A 15,352-nucleotide genomic window follows, 5' to 3' on the forward strand; every position below is an offset into this window, starting at 1 on the left:
CTCCCGCGCCGACCGTGGCGTGCTCCCATTCTAGGTCAGCGGTCCGGTCGCCCCGACCGGGTCAGCCGCCGAGGGCGTCGACGGCCTGCCGCAGCCGGGCCACGCCCTCGGCGCGGTCCGCGAGCCGCAGCCGCAGCACCGGCCGCCCGTGGTCGGCGAGGACCTGGGCGTCGCCGTCGGCCTGGGCCGAGATGAGCTCGCCGAAGCTGAACGGGCTGTCGGGGATGTCGAGGTCCGTCTCCGAGGCGGCGGTGATCTGCAGGTACACGCCCTCCGCCGGTCCGCCCTTGTGGTACTGGCCGGTGGAGTGCAGGAACCGCGGCCCCCAGCCGAAGGTCACGGGCCGGCCGGTGGCGCGGGCGAGGACCGGGCGGACGCTCTCCAGCTCCGCCCAGGAGAGCCGGTCGAAGTACGCCTGCACGGACAGGTAGCCGGTCTCCGGCAGCTGCGCGAGCAGCCGGGACAGGGCGTCCTCGACCGTCCGCGCCCCGTCGAGCAGCTCCTGCGCGCCGCGGATCTCCACGGGGCCGTCCACGAGGTCCGCGTCCGTGGGCTGCGGCTTGTCCTCGAGCAGCGCGCGGGTGGCGTTCTTGGCGGACTCCACGTCGGGCTGGTCGTACGGGTTGATGCCGAGCAGCCGCCCGGCCGCCGCGGTGGCGACCTCCCACAGCATGAGCTGGGCGCCGAGGGAGCCGGAGACCCGCACCACGTCGCCCTCGGGGGCCTGCTCCTCGTCCACGCCGACGAGCTCCACGACGAGGACGTCGGAGGCCCCGGAGGCGGCCTCCGGGGCGTCACCGGCGCCGACGACGACGGGCAGCACGCCCTTGCCCTCCTTGCCGGTGGACTCCGCGATGAGCTGCTCCGCCCAGTCGGCGAACCCGGCGATCCCGGAGCCCAGGTCCCGGAAGACGAGCTTGTTGCGCAGCGGCTGCGTGCCGCCGAGCGCCGCGCCCAGGTGCAGCCCGGGATTGTCCTCGGCGTCCTCGCGCAGCACCTCGCCGGCCTCGTCGGCGTCGTCGAGCAGGGCTCCCACGTCCACCCCGGCCAGGCCCGAGGGGACCAGGCCGAAGGCGGTGAGGGCGGAGAAGCGCCCGCCCACGGTGGGGTCGGCGGTGAAGACCCGGCGGTAGCCGGCCTCCCGCGCCGAGGCCTCCATGGGGGAGCCGGGGTCCGTCACCACCACGATGCGGGAGGCGGCGTCGATGCCCGCCTCCTCGAACGCCCGGGCGAAGACCCGGCGCGCCGAGTCGGTCTCCACGGTGGAGCCGGACTTGGAGGAGACCACGATCGCGGTGCGCTCGAGGCGGTCGGCGAGGGCCGCGCCCACCATCTCCGGGTCCGTGGAGTCGAGCACGAACAGCTCGACCCCGGCGGTGCGGGTGATCACCTCGGGGGCGAGGGAGGACCCGCCCATGCCCGCGAGGACGAACCGGTCCACGCCCTCCGCCGCGAACTCCTCGCGCAGCGCGGAGATCTCGGCGACGAGCGGGCGGGAGACCTCGGCGGCCTCCACCCAGCCGAGCCGCTTGGCGGACTCGTCCTCGGCCGCGGCGCCCCACAGGGTGGGGTCCTGGGCGAAGAGCTTCGAGGCGAACCTGTCGCCCACCAGCGCGGGCACGTGCCGGTCGACGGCCTCGCGGGCCGCGCCGGAGGTCTGGACGGACAGGGAGCTCATGGGTTCTCCTTCTGGTCGGTCGGCACGGACGGAACCCGTGCCGGGGCGGGACGGGCTCAGCGGGCGTTGTCGAGGGCGGCGCGCACGGTGTCCAGCAGCTCCGCCCAGGAGTCCTCGAACTTTGTGAGCCCCTCGGCCTCGAGCTTCTCGACGACCTCGTCGTAGGAGATCCCCACGCCGGCGATCCGGTCCAGGAGCTCGTTGGACTCGGCGTAGGTGCCGGTGACGGTGTCCCCGGTGACCTCGGCGTGGTCGAACGTGGCCTCGAGCGTCTTCTCCGGCATGGTGTTGACGGTGTTGGGGGCCACGAGCCCGGTCACGTACAGGGTGTCCGGCAGGGACGGGTCCTTCACCCCGGTGGAGGCCCACAGCGGGCGCTGCGGGTTCGCGCCGGCCGCGGCCAGCCGCTCCCAGCGCTCGGTGGTCAGGGCGTCCTCGTAGATCTGGTAGGCGAGCCGGGCGTTGGCCAGACCGGCCTTGCTCTTGAGCGCGGCGGCCTCGTCGGTGCCGATCGCGTCCAGGCGCTTGTCGACCTCCGAGTCCACCCGGGAGACGAAGAAGGACGCCACGGAGTGGATGCCGGCCAGGTCCTTGCCGTTCTCCAGCGCCTGCTCCAGGCCCAGCAGGTAGGCGTTGATGACCGCGCGGTAGCGCTCCAGGGAGAAGATCAGCGTCACGTTGACGGAGATCCCCTCGGCGATGGTCGCGGTGATCGAGGGCAGGCCCGCCTCGGTGGCGGGGATCTTGATCAGCGCGTTGGGCCGGTCGATCGTCTGGGACAGGCGCTGGGCCATGGTGGAGGTGGCGTCGGCGTCCTGGGCCAGGCGCGGATCCACCTCGATGGACACCCGCCCGTCCACGCCCTGGGTGGCCTCGGCGATCGGGGCGAAGAGGTCGCAGGCCTCGCGCACGTCGTCGGTGGTGATGGCCAGCACGGCCTCGTCCACGTCGGTGCCGGCGGCGGCGAGGGCCCTGACCTGCTCCTCGTAGGCGTCGTGGGCGGCCAGGGCCGCGGCGAAGATCGTCGGGTTCGTGGTGACGCCCACGACGTCCTTCTCGTCGATCAGCCGCTGCAGCCCGCCGGAGGCCAGGCGTTCGCGGGAGAGGTCGTCGAGCCAGATCGAGACGCCGGCGTCGGAGAGCTTCTGGGTGGGAGTGGTCATGTGCGTGTCAGTCCTCGTGCTCGGGGGAGATTCGGTCGGTCGGTGCGCGCCGGGGCTCAGCGGTCGGCGGGGGCGGTGGTCCGCGCGGCGGCGACGGACTCCTGGGCCGCGGCGGTGACGGCCTCGGCGGTGATGCCGAACTCGCGGTAGAGGGTCTCGTAGTCGGCGGACTCCCCGAAGTGCTCCAGGGACACGGCCCGTCCGTGCTCGCCGAGGAGGTCCCGCCAGGACATGGCGATCCCGGCCTCCACGGTGACCCGGGCCCGCACGCCCGCCGGCAGCACGGACTCGCGGTAGTCGGCGTCCTGGGCGTCGAACCACTCCCGGCAGGGCATGGACACGACCCGGGCGGCCACCCCCTGCGTCCTGAGCTGCTCGCGGGCCGCCACGGCCAGGGAGACCTCGGAGCCGGTGCCGATGAGGATCACGTCCGGGGTGCCCTCGGTGTCGGCCAGGACGTAGCCGCCGCGGGCGACGCCCTCGGCAGAGCCGAACTTCTCCCCGTCGGCCTCGGGGTGCAGGTCCACCCGGGCGAAGGTGGGCACGTTCTGCCGGGTCAGGGCGATGCCGGCCGGGCCGTGCCGGTTCTCCAGCATCGTCCGCCACGCCACGGCGGTCTCGTTGGCGTCGGCCGGGCGGACCACGTCCAGGCCCGGGATCGCGCGCAGGGAGGACAGCTGCTCCACGGGCTGGTGGGTGGGTCCGTCCTCGCCCAGGCCGATGGAGTCGTGGGTCCACACGTAGATCGAGGGGACCTTCATCAGCGCGCCCAGGCGCACGGCCGGGCGCTGGTAGTCGGAGAAGATCAGGAACGTCCCGGAGAACGCCCGGGTCTGGGAGGACATGGTGATGCCGTTGACGATCGCCGCCGCGGCGTGCTCCCGGATGCCGAAGTGCAGCACCCGCCCGTAGGGGTTGCCCGTCCACTTCGCGGTGGAGCGGGCCTCGGGGATGAAGGAGGGCGCGGACTCGATGGTCGTGTTGTTGGACCCGGCCAGGTCCGCCGAGCCGCCCCACAGCTCCGGGAAGGTCTCGGCGATCGCGTTGATGACCTTGCCCGAGGCCGAGCGGGTGGCCACGTCCTTGCCGGCCGGAAACACCGGGAACGCCTCGGCGTAGTCCTCCGGCAGCTCCTCGGCGCGGATCCGGTCGTACAGCCTCGCCCGCTCCGGGTTGGCCTCCCGCCACTGCTGGAAGTCCTGCTCCCACTCGTCGCGGACCTGCTTCATGCGGTCCTGGATCCCGCGGGTGTGGGCGATGACCTCGTCCTCGACCACGAAGGACTGCTCGGGGTCGAAGCCGAGGACCTCCTTGGTGGCGGCGACCTCCTCGGCCCCGAGCTTGGAGCCGTGGATGGCCCCGGTGTTCTGCTTCTGCGGCGCGGGCCAGCCGATGATCGTGCGCAGGGCAATCAGCGAGGGCTTCGACGTCTCGGCCTTGGCGGCGCGGATCGCGGCGTAGAGCTCCTCGACGTCCTCGACGTAGTCCCCGGACTTCGTCCAGTCGACCCGGTTCACGTCCCAGCCGTAGGCCTCGTAGCGCTTGAGGACGTCCTCGGTGAACGCCACGTCGGTGTCGTCCTCGATGGAGATGTGGTTCTGGTCGTAGATCACCACGAGGTTGCCCAGCTCCTGCACCCCGGCCAGCGAGGACGCCTCGGAGGTCACGCCCTCCTGCAGGTCGCCGTCGGAGGCGATCACGTAGACCGTGTGGTCGAACGGGGAGGTCCCGGCGCGGGCCTCGGGGTCGAACAGGCCGCGGGTGTAGCGCTGGGCGTAGGCGAAGCCCACGGCCGAGGCCAGGCCCTGGCCCAGCGGGCCCGTGGTGATCTCCACCCCGGTGGTGTGCCGGTACTCGGGGTGCCCCGGGGTCTTCGACCCCCAGGTGCGCAGCGACTCGATGTCCTCGAGCTCCATGCCGTAGCCGGAGAGGAACAGCTGCAGGTACAGCGTCAGGGACGTGTGCCCGGGGGAGAGGACGAACCGGTCCCGGCCCGTCCACCGGTCGTCGGTGGGATCGTGGCGCATCACCTTCTGGAACAGCAGGTACGCCGCCGGGGCCAGGGACATCGCCGTGCCCGGGTGGCCGTTGCCCACCTTCTCCACCGCGTCCGCCGCCAGCACCCGCACCGTGTCCACGGCGCGCTGGTCCTGCTCGGTCCAGGTCAGCTTCTGATCGAGTTCGGTCGCCAAGATTCGGGGCCCTTTCCTTCGGTGGTCCGCTGCCGTGCGCAGCGGCTGCCGGTCGCCGACCGGCGGTTTGGGTCCAGCTTAGGTCACGCACATTTCGGCCGTGTGACCGACGGCACCGGTCCGCGGGCCCGCGGGGCTCTTTCCCGTCATGTCCGGAGCGGGACCGGGCGCCGTCACGCGCTATGCTGTATAGGACCTTCTTCCGCGCCCGCGACCACCGCCCCGCACGCTCCGCGTGTCGGCCGCGCACCGTCTCCGGGCCGTCCTCGCGCACGGAGCCGGGGGAGAACCACCGCAACCGGGAGCAATGATTCTGTGAACTCACTCGAGACGTCGGGACCCGCAGGACGAGCCGTCCTCGGCACCGGGCACACGGGTGTTGCGGCGACCCCCCGGCGCGAGGGGCGCATGACGGTCTCCCGGAAGGTGCGGGCCTACGTGGCCCTGATGAAGCCGCGGATCATCGAGCTGCTGCTGGTGGCGACCGTGCCGACCATGATCTTCGCCCAGCAGGGCATGCCGGACCTCTGGCTCATCCTGAACACCCTCGTGGGCGGCACGCTCGCCGCGGGTGCGGCGGGGGCCTTCAACTGCTACATCGACCGGGACGAGGACCGGGTGATGAAGCGGACGGCCAAGCGCCCGCTGGTCACCGGGGAGGTCACCGACCGGGAGGCGCTGGTCTTCGCCTGGGCGCTCACGGCCGTCTCGGTCGCCTGGCTCACGATCGGGGTGAACGTGCTCGCCGGCGTCCTGGGCGCGGCGGCCATCTTCCTCTACGCCGTCTTCTACTCGATCGTCCTCAAGCGCCGCACCGCCCAGAACATCGTCTGGGGCGGCGTCGCCGGGTGCATGCCGGTGCTGATCGGGTGGGCCGCCGTGACGGGCGGCCTCGACTGGCCCGCGCTCGTGCTCTTCCTGTTCATCTTCCTGTGGACCCCGCCGCACTACTGGCCGCTGTCCATGAAGTACGCCGACGACTACTCCCGCGCCGGGGTCCCCATGCTGGGCGCCGTGGCCGGGGCCCGCACCGTGGGCAGCCAGGTGGTCCTCTACGCGTGGGCCACGGTGGTGTGCTCGTTGCTGCTCGTGCCCGTCGGCGGCGCCGGCTGGGTCTACGCGGTGACCGCCCTGGCCTCGGGCGCCTGGTTCGTGGGCCACAGCCACAAGCTGCACGCCCTCGCGGTGGCGGGCCGGCCCACGGACAAGCAGGCGATGTACGTCTTCCACGGCTCCATCGCCTACATCACCTTCGTGTTCCTCGCCCTCGCCGTCGACCCGTTCGTGGGCGGCCCCGTCCTCTGAGCCTGCCGGGGCCGTGCGACCCCGCAGGTGCCGCGGTCCGGCCGGGGGACCCGCCGGACCTAGGATGGTCGCATGCTCAGCATGACCTTCTCCGGGCTCGTCGCCTACCCGATCACGCCGTTCCAGCAGGGCGGTCGCCTGGACCTCGAGTCCTTCGAGCGCTACGTCGGGCGGCTGGCCCGCTCCGGCGTGGACGCCCTGGTGGTCCTGGGCAGCTCGGGCAGCTTCGCCTACCTCTCCGGGGAGGAGCGGGCCGAGGTCGTGGGCGTCGCCGTGGAGGCCGCCCGCGGCTCGGGGGTGCCCGTGGGGGCGGGGATCTCCGCGATGACCACCCGCGAGGTCCTCGAGATGGCCTACGCCGCCGAGAACGGCGGGGCGGACGGGCTCGTGCTCAACCCGCTGTCCTACATCCCGCTCGTCTCCCAGGAGATCGCGGACCAGGTCGAGACGGTCTCGGCGGCCGTGTCCCTGCCCCTGTGCATCTACAACAACCCGACGACGACGGGCTTCACCTACCCCGTGGAGCTCGCCGCCGAGCTGTCCTGGCTGGAGAACGTCGGCGCGTTCAAGGACACCGCCGAGTCCCCGGGCGACCTCGCGGAGCGGCGGCGCCGCTTCGCCGAGCTCGCGGAGCCCGGGACGGCGCACGGGATCAGCGGGGAGCGGCTGCTCCACGAGGCGGCGCCGGACGCCGCGGCCTGGCACTCGGGGATCGCCGCGGTGCTCCCGCGCCAGTACGCCGCGTTCCGCGCCGCGGTGGTCGCCGGCGACGAGGGCGCGGTGCGCACGTGGCAGGCGGCGCTGACGCCCCTGATGGAGATCCTGCGCCAGGAGCGGCCTCTGAGCTCCCTCTACGCCCTCGCCGAGGTGTGCGGGGTCAGCACGGCCCCGCCGCGGCGGCCGCTGCTGCCGATCCCCTCGGCCAGCCGGCAGCGCCTGGCCCAGGCGGTTGAGGAGCTGCTCGACGAGGCGCCCGACGAGCGGGCCTGAGGCGCCTCAGCCGCGGGCCGGGGCCTCGGCCGAGCGCGCGCGGTCGGTGCTCCGCAGCACCGGGTCCGGGGTGCGGGTGACGGCGAAGCCCTTCTCCACGGTGCGGGCGGTGGCCCAGATCAGCACCGCGGAGCCCACCAGGTGCAGGGCCACGGCGACGATCGGCACGCCGTTGAAGTACTGGTAGTAGCCGATGAGCGCCTGCAGCACCAGGACGCCGAGCAGGGCGTTGAGGCTCGAGGCCAGCGGAACGGGCCACCGGTGCCGGCGCGCGAGGACCATGCCGAGGACCACCGCCACGACGATCAGGTACACCGGGACCGCGTGGGCGCGGGTGATGAGGTAGGCGTCGAAGGCGTGCCGGGCCGTGGAGTCGTCCCCGGCGTGCGGGCCGGTGCCCGTGACCAGGGTGCCCAGGTAGAGGATCAGCGCGGTGAGCACCGCGAGGCCCACCATGAGCGCCCGGACGAGCCGGCGCTGCCCGTAGGCCTGGCCGGGCCGCTCCGCGTCCCGCACCGCGGGCAGGGAGCGCCGCCGGGTGCGGTTCACCAGCACGGTGGCCAGGGCGATCATCGCACCGGAGATGAGGTAGTGGATCCCCACGATCCAGGGATTGAGCCCGGTGAGCACGGTGATCCCGCCGACCACGGCCTGCAGGGGGATGCCGAGACCCAGCAGCAGGGCGATCCGGAAGAGGTCGCGGTGCTCGTGCCGCAGCCGCAGCACCGCCAGGAACGTCAGCACGGCCACGGCCGCCAGCAGGAACGTCAGCAGCCGGTTGCCGAACTCGATGAGCCCGTGCATGCCCATCTCGGGGGTGTTGGTCCAGGACTCGTCCGTGCACCGCGGCCAGGTGGGGCAGCCCAGGCCGGAACCGGTCAGCCGGACGAGCCCGCCGGTCAGGATGAGCACGGAGTTCGCCAGCAGCGACGCGACCGCCAGCCACCGCACCCACGGGGTGATCCGGGTCGGCAGCAGGACGCTGCCGTGCTCGCGGACGTCGACGTCGCTGGGCTCGCTGGCGCGGTTCATGAGTTCACTTCCGGACGGGGTCGGTGCGGTGGGGTCTGCCCGACCAGTTTATCCGCCCCGCGGCGCCCGGTCCCCGCCGGCCGGGACGGCCCGGGGCCGGCGGCTCAGCTCCAGCGGAACCAGCGCACGGCGCCGGCCCAGGCGGCGGCGGCCCAGACGGCGAGCACCAGCACCGGCAGCAGCGAGGGCGCCCCCGTGAGGAACGTCTCGCGCAGCGCGGTGCCCAGCCCGCCGGAGGGCAGCAGGTCCACGATCCAGGTGGACCCGGCCGGCAGCGTGGTGGAGGGGAACAGCGTGCCGCCGACGGCGGCGAGCAGCACCCACACGAGGTTGGTCACGGCGAGCGTCGCCTCGGCCCGCACCGTCCCGGCGAGCAGCAGACCCAGTCCGGTGAACGCCGCGGCACCGAGCAGCAGCACCGGCACGGACACGAGCACCACGGCGGGCTCCGGACGCCACCCGAGGGCCGCCCCGAGGGCGGCGACCAGCACGTACTGCACCACGAGCACCGCGACGATCGCCAGCAGCTTGCCGGCGATCAGCCCTCCGCGGCCCAGGGGCGTGGTGGAGAGGAAGCGCAGGACGCCGTAGCGGCGGTCGAACCCGGTCTGGATGCCCTGCCCCGAGAAGGCGTTGGAGAGCACGCACAGCGCCAGCACCCCCGGCACGGCGACGTCCACGCGGGAGGCCCCGGCCGGGACGGCGGCGTCCAGCAGGTCGGTGAGGGTCAGGGCCACGAGGGCCATGAGCGGCAGGATCAGCAGCAGGAGCAGCTGCTCCCCGTTGCGCAGCATGGTCAGCGCCTCGTAGCGGGCCTGCGCGGCGACCCGGCGAGCCAGCGGTGCGGGGTCCGAGCGCGGGGGCACGGCGCGGGACTGGGCGGGTGCGGTCATCGGATCTCCCGTCCGGAGATGTCGAGGAAGACGTCCTCGAGGGTGCGCGGCTGGAGGGACAGGGACTCGGGCATCGTGCCGGTCGTGCTGAACCACCGGGTCACGGCCTCGAGCATCGGGGGCGCCAAGGGGCCGGTGAGCGTCACGGTGCGGCCGGAGCAGCTCGTGCGGACGTCCTCGAACCCGGGCCCGTCCCACGGGAAGGGCCCCGCGCGCAGCTGCTCCGGGGTCAGCGTCAGGACGAGCACGGCGGGGGCGTCGGCGCCGGGGGCCACCAGGTCCGCCACGGAGCCCTGGGCCATGACCCGGCCGTGGTCCACGATGTAGACCTGGTCGGCCAGGCGCTGGGCGTCGTCGAGCAGGTGGGTGGTGAGGATGATGCAGACGCCCTCGCGGCGCAGCTGCTGGACCAGGTCGAAGACGATGTTGCGGGACTGCGGGTCCATGCCGGCGGAGGGCTCGTCGAGGAAGAGCACCTCGGGGTTCCCGGCGAGGGCGGCGGCCAGGGCCACGCGCTGGCGCTGTCCTCCGGAGAGCCGTCGGACCACGGTGCGGTCGAAGCCGTTGATGCCGAGCCGCTCCACGAGCTCGTCCATGTCCCGGGGCCCGCGGTAGAGGGACGCCACGTGCCGGAGCAGCTCCAGCGGGCGCACCGCCTGGGGGAGCCCGCCGTCCTGGAGCATCACGCCCACCCGGGCGCGCAGGGCGGGATCCGCCCGCCACGGGTCCCGGCCCAGCAGCCGGACCGTGCCCGCGGTGGGCCGCTGCAGGCCCTGGGCGCACTCCAGGGTGGTCGTCTTGCCCGCGCCGTTGGGCCCCAGCAGCGCCGTGATCTCGCCGTGCCGCGCGGTCAGCGACAGGTCCTCGACGGCGTGCACCACCGAGGCGCGCGTGGCCCCCGGTCCGCCGGGGCGCCGGGAGCGGCGCCGGCGGACGGGGAACTCCTTCGCCAGGCGCTCGATCGAGAGCGCGGGCGAGGACGCGGGAGGACTCTGGGCGGGCACCGGACCAGTGTAGTGCGGCGCGCCCGCGGGCCCGGCCCCCTTGGCCGCACCGCGTCCGCGAGCTATTATGAGTAAGTCGTGATTCGCTGGCGAACGGCCGGTAAGGCTCCACTTACTGGTGGGGACGGAATGAATTACGACATACTCCGGTTGTGTATTAGGAGCGCCTCCACCGGGTCGCGCGCTGCACCACGAGGACCTCGACACCCCAGCAGGAAGCGAGCGGTTCACCCATGACTCAGACCACGGACGACCGGAGCAGGTCCCGCTCCGGCCCGCGGGCGGAGCAGGAGGAGAACACCCGGTCGCGCGTGCTCGGCGCCGTCCTCGAGCACGGGCCGGTCTCCGCCGCCGACCTCGGCGAGATGCTGGAGCTGACCCCGGCGGCCGTGCGCCGTCACCTGGACGCCCTCGAGCAGCAGCACATCGTCGAGGTCACCATGGTCCGCCGGCGCAGCGGCGGCGCCGGCCGTCCCGCGCGGCGCTACGTCGTCGCCCCCGAGGGCCACGCCAAGCTCGGCGACGACTACCTCGAGATCGCCACCGACGCCCTCGAGTCGCTCCGGCGCATCGCCGGTCCGGAGGCCGTGCACGCCTTCATCCAGGAGCGCGTGGACCGCCTCGAGGCGTCCTACCGCCCCGAGGTCGAGGCCGCCGGGGCCGAGGTCGCCGACCGCCTGCCCGTCCTGGTGCGGCTGCTCAGCCGCGACGGGTTCGCGGCCTCCACCAACGAGGTGGCCGTGGGCCGCGGGGAGTCCCGCACCATCGTCTCGGCGCAGCTGTGCCAGGGGCACTGCCCCGTCCGCGAGCTGGCCGCCCGCTATCCGCAGTTCTGCGAGCTGGAGACCGAGCTCATCGCCCGGCTGCTCGGCACCGACGTCCGCCGGCTCTCCACCCAGGCCGCCGGCGCGCACGTGTGCACCACGCACGTGCCCCTCACGCGGCCGGGACCCGCCGCGGCACCGACCTCCGTGGACCGCACCGCGGACCACGCCACTGACCAGACAACAGAGGAAGGCCGTCATGACTGACCAGATCGCCAGCGGCAACGACACTGTCATCGCCGACATCCTGGAGAAGAACCCCGAGCTCGAGGGCATCGGCACGTACGAGTACGGCTGGGCCGACTCCGACGTCGCCGGGGCCTCCGCGCGCCGCGGTGTCGACGAGGACGTCGTGCGCGACATCTCCGCCAAGAAGAGCGAGCCGCAGTGGATGACCGATCTGCGGCTGAAGGGCCTGAAGTTCTTCGACCGCAAGCCCATGCCCACGTGGGGCGCGGACCTGTCCGGGATCGACTTCGACAACATCAAGTACTTCGTGCGCTCCACCGAGAAGCAGGCCGCCACCTGGGAGGACCTGCCCGAGGACATCCGCAACACCTACGAGAAGCTCGGCATCCCCGAGGCCGAGCGCGGACGGCTCGTCTCCGGCGTGGCCGCCCAGTACGAGTCCGAGGTCGTCTACCACCAGATCCGCGAGGACCTGGAGGAGCAGGGCGTCATCTTCCTCGACACCGACACGGCGCTCAAGGAGCACCCGGAGCTGTTCGCGGAGTACTTCGGCACCGTGATCCCCGTGGGCGACAACAAGTTCGCGTCCCTGAACACGGCCGTGTGGTCCGGCGGCTCCTTCGTCTACGTCCCCAAGGGCGTGCACGTCGAGATCCCGCTGCAGGCCTACTTCCGCATCAACACCGAGAACATGGGCCAGTTCGAGCGGACGCTGATCATCGCCGACGAGGACTCCTACGTCCACTACATCGAGGGCTGCACGGCGCCGATCTACAAGACCGACTCGCTGCACTCCGCGGTGGTGGAGATCATCGTCAAGAAGAACGCCCGCGTGCGCTACACGACCATCCAGAACTGGTCGAACAACGTGTACAACCTCGTGACCAAGCGCGCGATCGCCCACGAGGGCGCCACCATGGAGTGGATCGACGGCAACATCGGCTCGAAGGTCACCCAGAAGTACCCGGCGGTCTACATGACCGGCGAGCACGCCCGCGGCGAGACCCTCTCGATCGCGTTCGCCGGCGAGGGACAGCACCAGGACACCGGCTCCAAGATGGTGCACATCGCCCCGAACACGTCGTCGTCGATCGTCTCGAAGTCCGTGGCCCGCAACGGCGGCCGCGCCGCCTACCGCGGTCTCGTGCAGGTCCGCGAGGGCGCCCACGGCTCGAAGTCCAACGTGGTCTGCGACGCCCTGCTGGTCGACACGATCTCCCGCTCCGACACGTACCCGTACGTCGACATCCGCGAGGACGACGTCACCATGGGCCACGAGGCGACCGTCTCGCGCGTCTCCGAGGAGCAGCTGTTCTACCTCATGCAGCGCGGGATGGCCGAGGACGAGGCCATGGCGATGATCGTGCGCGGGTTCGTGGAGCCGATCGCCCGCGAACTGCCCATGGAGTACGCGCTCGAACTCAACCGCCTCATCGAACTGCAGATGGAAGGATCCGTTGGCTGACATGTCCAAGCTGAACGAAACGATTCGCAACGCCACGGAGGCCGCCGCCTCCGCGGCCACCGCGGTGGCCGACAAGGCCGTCGGCGCGGCCAAGGACGCCTACGGCAACCTGGGCGAGAAGGTCGACGGGGTCCGCACCGGGGAGGGGCGCGTCGCCATCCCGGGCATGGACCTGGAGGGGGAGCGGCTGGCCCGCGACAAGGTCGAGAACGACACCCTGGTGCGGCACACTCCTCACGGCGACATCTCCGGCGTGCCGGACTCCTCCCGGGCCGGCCGGCGCACGTCCTACGACGTCGCCGACTTCCCGAAGCTCACGGGCCGTGAGGAGGACTTCCGGTTCACCCCGCTCAAGCGCCTCAAGGGCCTGCACGCCGACGCCCTCACCGGCCCGGCGCCCGCCGTGACCGTCGACTCGGACGCCGTGCGCGTCGAGACCGTGGGTCGCGACGACGCCCGCATCGGCAGCGCCGGCATTCCCGAGGACCGGGTCTCCGCCAACGCGTGGAGCAGCGTGGCCGAGGCCACCGTGCTGACCGTGCCGCAGGAGACCGAGGTGGCCGAGCCCGTCCTCGTCGACATCCGCGGCACCGACGCGACCCCGGCCGCCCAGCACCTGGTCATCGACGCGCAGCCCTTCTCCAAGGCCCTCGTGGTCCTGCGCCACCACGGCAGCGCCGTGCTCTCGCAGAACGTCGAGTTCCGCGTCGGCGACTCCGCGAACCTCACCGTGGTGACCCTCCAGGAGTGGGACGACGACGCCGTGCACGCCTCCTCCCAGCAGGCGCGCCTCGGCCGGGCGGCGAGCTTCAAGCACGTGCTCGTCTCCCTCGGCGGCGACCTCGTGCGCGTCACCCCGTCCACCCGCTTCGACGCCCCCGGCGGGTCCGTGGAGCTGTACGGGCTGACCTTCGTGGACTCCGGCCAGCACCTCGAGTCCCGGCTGTTCGTGGACCACTCCCACCCGAACTGCACCTCGCGGGTGACCTACAAGTCCGCGCTGCAGGGCGAGAACGCGCACGGCGTGTGGGTGGGCGACGTCCTCATCCGCTCCTCCGCGGAGGGCACCGACACCTACGAGCTCAACCGGAACCTGATCCTCAACGACGGGCCGCGGATGGACTCAGTGCCGAACCTGGAGATCGAGACCGGCCTCATCGCCGGTGCCGGCCACGCCTCGACCACGGGCCAGCTGGACGACGAGCACCTGTACTACCTCATGTCCCGGGGCATCCCCGAGGACGAGGCGCGCCGGCTCGTGGTGCGCGGGTTCCTCTTCGAGATCCTCCAGCAGATCGGTGTCCCCGACATCGAGGAGCGGCTGCGCCAGGCCGTCCAGGACGAGCTCACCGCCGCGAACTACTGATCCGCCGCCCCCTTTCGACCACAGACTTTTTCGACCACAGGAGAACCATCCATGGCAACTCTCGAGATCAAGGACCTGCACGCGTCCGTCGTGCTCGACGACGAGACCACCAAGCCGATCCTCAAGGGCGTGAACCTGACCATCACCTCCGGTGAGGTCCACGCGATCATGGGCCCCAACGGCTCCGGCAAGTCCACGCTGGCCTCCACCATCGCCGGCCACCCCAAGTTCGTCGTCGACTCCGGTGAGGTCCTCCTGGACGGCGAGAACGTCCTGGAGATGTCCGTGGACGAGCGCGCCCGCGCCGGGCTCTTCCTGGCGATGCAGTACCCGGTGGAGATCCCCGGCGTGACGACCTCCAACTTCCTGCGCACCGCGAAGACCGCGATCGACGGCGAGGCCCCCTCGCTGCGCACGTGGACCAAGGACGTCAAGGCCGCGATGGAGCAGCTGAAGATCAGCCCCGACATGATCCAGCGCAACGTCAACGAGGGCTTCTCCGGCGGCGAGAAGAAGCGCCACGAGATCCTTCAGCTCGAGCTGCTCAAGCCGAAGATCGCGCTGCTGGACGAGACCGACTCCGGCCTCGACGTGGACGCCCTCAAGGTCGTCTCCGAGGGCGTCAACCGCGCCCTGGAGACCAACGACATGGGCGTCATGCTCATCACCCACTACACCCGCATCCTGCGCTACATCAAGCCGCAGTTCGTGCACGTGTTCCACGACGGCCGCGTGGTGGACGAGGGCGGGCCCGAGCTCGCCGACCGGCTCGAGAACGAGGGCTACGACCGCTACCTGGCCGCGGCCAAGTAGGCTCCGACCTCACCAGCCCCGAAAGGAGGCCAGTCATGGCCGACACCCCCGCTGAGACCACCGCCGATCCCGCGACCGCGGGCCGGCCCTCCACCGAGGAGGTCGAGGAGGCGCTCAAGAACGTCATCGACCCCGAGCTCGGCGTCAACATCGTGGACCTGGGCCTGCTCTACGGCTCGAAGTGGGCCGAGGACGGCGCCCTGATCCTCGACATGACCCTGACCACGGCCGCGTGCCCGCTGCAGGACGTCATCGAGGAGCAGTGCGCCCAGAACCTCGACCCGATGGTCGACGAGTGGCGCGTCAACTGGGTCTGGATGCCGCCGTGGGGTCCCGACCGGATCACCGAGGACGGCCGCGACCAGATGCGGGCCCTGGGCTTCAACATCTGAGCCCGTCCCCTCGACGACGGCGCCCCGCCCACCTCCTGCGAGGTGG

13 protein-coding genes are annotated in these 15,352 nt (G+C 72.1%); 7 read left to right on the forward strand and 6 right to left on the reverse strand.

The annotated features are described in order from the left end of the window. Window positions 1-61 precede the first annotated feature (61 nt). Genes ACFU0Y_RS11520 through tkt form a run of 3 tightly spaced genes read right to left on the reverse strand, consistent with a single transcriptional unit; the run spans window position 62 to window position 5,033 of the window. A complete protein-coding gene (locus ACFU0Y_RS11520) occupies window positions 62-1,678 on the reverse strand; it encodes a glucose-6-phosphate isomerase (protein ID WP_380214647.1) in 1,617 nt (538 codons plus the stop codon). A gap of 56 nt (window positions 1,679-1,734) precedes the next feature. Continuing rightward, complete coding sequence (tal, locus tag ACFU0Y_RS11525; protein ID WP_380214648.1) at window positions 1,735-2,841, reverse strand: transaldolase; 1,107 nt, start codon at window positions 2,839-2,841, stop codon at window positions 1,735-1,737. A 56-nt stretch (window positions 2,842-2,897) separates the two neighbouring features. Beyond that, entirely contained in the window at window positions 2,898-5,033 is a 2,136-nt protein-coding gene (tkt, locus tag ACFU0Y_RS11530; protein ID WP_380214649.1) for a transketolase, read from the reverse strand. A gap of 315 nt (window positions 5,034-5,348) precedes the next feature. On the opposite strand from tkt, the gene ACFU0Y_RS11535 reads away from it, so the two are divergent. Beyond that, the gene (locus ACFU0Y_RS11535; RefSeq protein WP_380214650.1) at window positions 5,349-6,338 is read left to right on the forward strand and encodes a heme o synthase; all 990 of its coding nucleotides are present in this window, start codon (window positions 5,349-5,351) and stop codon (window positions 6,336-6,338) included. Window positions 6,339-6,410: 72 nt separating this feature from the next. After that, window positions 6,411-7,328 carry a dihydrodipicolinate synthase family protein gene (locus tag ACFU0Y_RS11540; protein WP_380214651.1) on the forward strand — a complete coding sequence of 306 codons (918 nt, stop codon included), beginning with the start codon at window positions 6,411-6,413 and terminating at the stop codon, window positions 7,326-7,328. A gap of 6 nt (window positions 7,329-7,334) precedes the next feature. Here the strand turns inward: ACFU0Y_RS11540 and ACFU0Y_RS11545 are convergent, their stop codons facing one another. The 3 genes from ACFU0Y_RS11545 to ACFU0Y_RS11555 all read right to left on the reverse strand — a co-directional run bounded on the left by ACFU0Y_RS11545 (window position 7,335) and on the right by ACFU0Y_RS11555 (window position 10,257). After that, complete coding sequence (locus ACFU0Y_RS11545) at window positions 7,335-8,360, reverse strand: heme A synthase (RefSeq protein ID WP_380214652.1); 1,026 nt, start codon at window positions 8,358-8,360, stop codon at window positions 7,335-7,337. Window positions 8,361-8,464: 104 nt separating this feature from the next. Beyond that, entirely contained in the window at window positions 8,465-9,253 is a 789-nt protein-coding gene (locus tag ACFU0Y_RS11550) for an ABC transporter permease (protein WP_380214653.1), read from the reverse strand. Further along, the gene (locus ACFU0Y_RS11555) at window positions 9,250-10,257 is read right to left on the reverse strand and encodes an ABC transporter ATP-binding protein (RefSeq protein ID WP_380214654.1); all 1,008 of its coding nucleotides are present in this window, start codon (window positions 10,255-10,257) and stop codon (window positions 9,250-9,252) included. The genes ACFU0Y_RS11550 and ACFU0Y_RS11555 overlap by 4 nt, the downstream gene beginning before the upstream one ends. Window positions 10,258-10,490: 233 nt before the next feature. Between ACFU0Y_RS11555 and ACFU0Y_RS11560 the strand changes: the two genes are divergently transcribed. The 5 genes from ACFU0Y_RS11560 (at window position 10,491) to ACFU0Y_RS11580 (ending at window position 15,306) form a co-directional block, all read left to right on the forward strand. Further along, window positions 10,491-11,288, forward strand: a complete 798-nt coding sequence (locus tag ACFU0Y_RS11560) for a helix-turn-helix transcriptional regulator (RefSeq protein WP_380214655.1) — start codon at window positions 10,491-10,493, stop codon at window positions 11,286-11,288. After that, window positions 11,281-12,735 carry a Fe-S cluster assembly protein SufB gene (gene sufB / locus ACFU0Y_RS11565; RefSeq protein WP_380214657.1) on the forward strand — a complete coding sequence of 485 codons (1,455 nt, stop codon included), beginning with the start codon at window positions 11,281-11,283 and terminating at the stop codon, window positions 12,733-12,735. Before ACFU0Y_RS11560 ends, sufB begins: the two co-directional genes overlap by 8 nt. Window positions 12,736-12,901: 166 nt before the next feature. After that, on the forward strand, window positions 12,902-14,101 hold the full coding sequence (sufD, locus tag ACFU0Y_RS11570) for a Fe-S cluster assembly protein SufD (protein ID WP_380214660.1): 1,200 nt from the start codon (window positions 12,902-12,904) through the stop codon (window positions 14,099-14,101). Between the two features lie 51 nt (window positions 14,102-14,152). Further along, a complete protein-coding gene (gene sufC, locus ACFU0Y_RS11575; RefSeq protein ID WP_380214658.1) occupies window positions 14,153-14,914 on the forward strand; it encodes a Fe-S cluster assembly ATPase SufC in 762 nt (253 codons plus the stop codon). Window positions 14,915-14,949: 35 nt separating this feature from the next. Further along, the gene (locus ACFU0Y_RS11580; protein WP_380214659.1) at window positions 14,950-15,306 is read left to right on the forward strand and encodes a metal-sulfur cluster assembly factor; all 357 of its coding nucleotides are present in this window, start codon (window positions 14,950-14,952) and stop codon (window positions 15,304-15,306) included. The last annotated feature ends 46 nt before the right edge of the window (window positions 15,307-15,352 follow it).

Source organism: Kocuria sp. NPDC057446 (genome assembly GCF_042802875.1).
In the GTDB taxonomy this organism is placed as follows: domain Bacteria; phylum Actinomycetota; class Actinomycetes; order Actinomycetales; family Micrococcaceae; genus Kocuria.

Excerpts from the sequence above, each read along its gene's own strand:
- ACFU0Y_RS11540 (WP_380214651.1), top strand. The coding sequence starts at position 6,411 with ATGCTCAGCATGACCTTCTCCGGGCTCGTCGCCTACCCGATCACGCCG.
- ACFU0Y_RS11550 (WP_380214653.1), bottom strand. The coding sequence starts at position 9,253 with ATGACCGCACCCGCCCAGTCCCGCGCCGTGCCCCCGCGCTCGGACCCC.
- tal (WP_380214648.1), bottom strand. The coding sequence starts at position 2,841 with ATGACCACTCCCACCCAGAAGCTCTCCGACGCCGGCGTCTCGATCTGG.
- ACFU0Y_RS11560 (WP_380214655.1), top strand. The coding sequence starts at position 10,491 with ATGACTCAGACCACGGACGACCGGAGCAGGTCCCGCTCCGGCCCGCGG.
- sufB (WP_380214657.1), top strand. The coding sequence starts at position 11,281 with ATGACTGACCAGATCGCCAGCGGCAACGACACTGTCATCGCCGACATC.
- ACFU0Y_RS11580 (WP_380214659.1), top strand. The coding sequence starts at position 14,950 with ATGGCCGACACCCCCGCTGAGACCACCGCCGATCCCGCGACCGCGGGC.
- sufC (WP_380214658.1), top strand. The coding sequence starts at position 14,153 with ATGGCAACTCTCGAGATCAAGGACCTGCACGCGTCCGTCGTGCTCGAC.
- ACFU0Y_RS11545 (WP_380214652.1), bottom strand. The coding sequence starts at position 8,360 with ATGAACCGCGCCAGCGAGCCCAGCGACGTCGACGTCCGCGAGCACGGC.
- sufD (WP_380214660.1), top strand. The coding sequence starts at position 12,902 with ATGGACCTGGAGGGGGAGCGGCTGGCCCGCGACAAGGTCGAGAACGAC.
- ACFU0Y_RS11520 (WP_380214647.1), bottom strand. The coding sequence starts at position 1,678 with ATGAGCTCCCTGTCCGTCCAGACCTCCGGCGCGGCCCGCGAGGCCGTC.